2 protein-coding genes are annotated in these 1,650 nt (G+C 62.1%); both read left to right on the top strand.

All coding sequences use genetic code 11. The features are described from left to right. The first annotated feature begins 227 nt into the window (after positions 1-227). Positions 228-437 carry a zinc ribbon domain-containing protein gene (locus HHA01_RS14640; protein WP_141322043.1) on the top strand — a complete coding sequence of 70 codons (210 nt, stop codon included), beginning with the start codon at positions 228-230 and terminating at the stop codon, positions 435-437. Between the two features lie 199 nt (positions 438-636). Continuing rightward, positions 637-1,587, top strand: coding sequence for a thioredoxin-disulfide reductase (gene trxB, locus HHA01_RS14635; protein WP_141322040.1), 951 nt, complete (start codon positions 637-639; stop codon positions 1,585-1,587). The last annotated feature ends 63 nt before the right edge of the window (positions 1,588-1,650 follow it).

Raw genomic sequence — 1,650 nt, 5'->3', positions numbered from 1 at the left:
AGTAATGGTAGGTCGTGCCGGCGGCCTCGAAGGTCTGCAAGGTATCCGGAGTGGATTCGTTGCTCATTGCTTTCCTCCTGTCACGGGAGTGTCGAACCATCCTGGGCTCGTGATCTTACATGGTCATGATACAGGGCCTTTTCAACCGACGCCCATGATGATGGTCTTGAAACCGCAGGCTATACCCCCCACATCGTCAGCTTGAAGCCAACTCGGGAGCCGTTGCCATGCAGGAAGACGCTCTGGAAAGCCGGCGGGTGCATTGTCCCTATTGTGATACGCCTTTTACGCTCTGGGTGGATATCTCGCAAGGCCGGCACATGACCTGGCAGGACTGTCCGCAGTGCTGTGCACCGATTCAGATGCGCATCGAGGTGTCGGAGATCTCCGGCGAACTCGAATCGGTCATGCTCGGCCAGGATGACGATGTGCTGTAAGGCACATGGTCTGGTGCGGGCCTGTTGTGCACGGCACAATAGGCAGCGGTCATGATCACCATAGCCTTTCGCCGATGGCTCGTCAGCGGCCATTGGCCTAATGTCTCAGAACGCGACCGCAGTGGCTTGTGCCATGCCGATGAGGGGTCGGTATCGCTCAGTCCGTTGTGTCATCCATTGCCAGAATCGTGAGGTACCCATGAGCGAAGCACGCCACGAACGCCTGATCATCCTCGGCTCCGGGCCGGCCGGCTATACGGCGGCCGTCTATGCCGCCCGCGCCAATCTCAAGCCACTGTTGATCACGGGGCTGCAGGCGGGTGGCCAGCTGACCACCACCACCGATGTGGACAACTGGCCCGGCGATGATAGCGGGGTACAGGGACCGGAGTTGATGGAGCGCATGCAGCGCCATGCCGAACGTTTCGACACCGAGGTCCTGTTCGACCACATCAACGAGGTCGAACTGAGTGAGCGTCCTTTCACCCTCAAGGGCGACAGCGGCACCTACACCTGTGATGCGCTGATCATCTCCACCGGCGCCAGTGCCCGCTACCTGGGTCTCGAGTCGGAGAGTCGCTTCATGGGGCAGGGGGTCTCGGCCTGCGCGACCTGTGATGGCTTCTTCTATCGCAAGCAGGAAGTGGTCGTCATCGGTGGCGGCAACACCGCGGTCGAAGAGGCGCTTTACCTGTCCAACATCGCGTCGAAGGTGACCCTGGTGCATCGCCGCGACAGCCTGCGTGCCGAGAAGATCCTTCAGGACAAGCTGTTCGACAAGGTCGAGAACGGCAACATGGAAGTGATCTGGAACCATACCCTCGAGGAGGTGCTGGGGGACGGCAGCGGCGTGACCGGCGCCCGCCTGGCCTCCACCGAGGATGGCAGTCAGCGCGAGATTTCGGCCCCCGGCGTCTTCATCGCCATCGGCCACAGCCCCAACACCGGCATCTTCGAAGGCCAGCTCGACATGGCCGGCGGCTACATCAAGGTGCAGTCCGGCCTCCACGGCAACGCCACCGCGACCAGCGTGCCCGGTGTCTTCGCCTCCGGCGACGTCATGGACCATGTCTACCGCCAGGCCGTGACCTCCGCCGGCACCGGCTGCATGGCCGCCCTCGACGCCGAGAAGTATCTGGATGAAAGCTAGAAGGTGAAAGAGCGCCCGGCCTGTCGACCGGGGGAGGTGGCAAGTACGCGCCTGGCGCTTTCT

Source organism: Halomonas halmophila (assembly GCF_006540005.1).
Lineage (GTDB): Bacteria > Pseudomonadota > Gammaproteobacteria > Pseudomonadales > Halomonadaceae > Halomonas > Halomonas halmophila.
This window is presented reverse-complemented; position numbering and strand designations above follow the sequence as displayed.

Excerpts from the sequence above, each read along its gene's own strand:
- HHA01_RS14640 (WP_141322043.1), top strand. The coding sequence starts at position 228 with ATGCAGGAAGACGCTCTGGAAAGCCGGCGGGTGCATTGTCCCTATTGT.
- trxB (WP_141322040.1), top strand. The coding sequence starts at position 637 with ATGAGCGAAGCACGCCACGAACGCCTGATCATCCTCGGCTCCGGGCCG.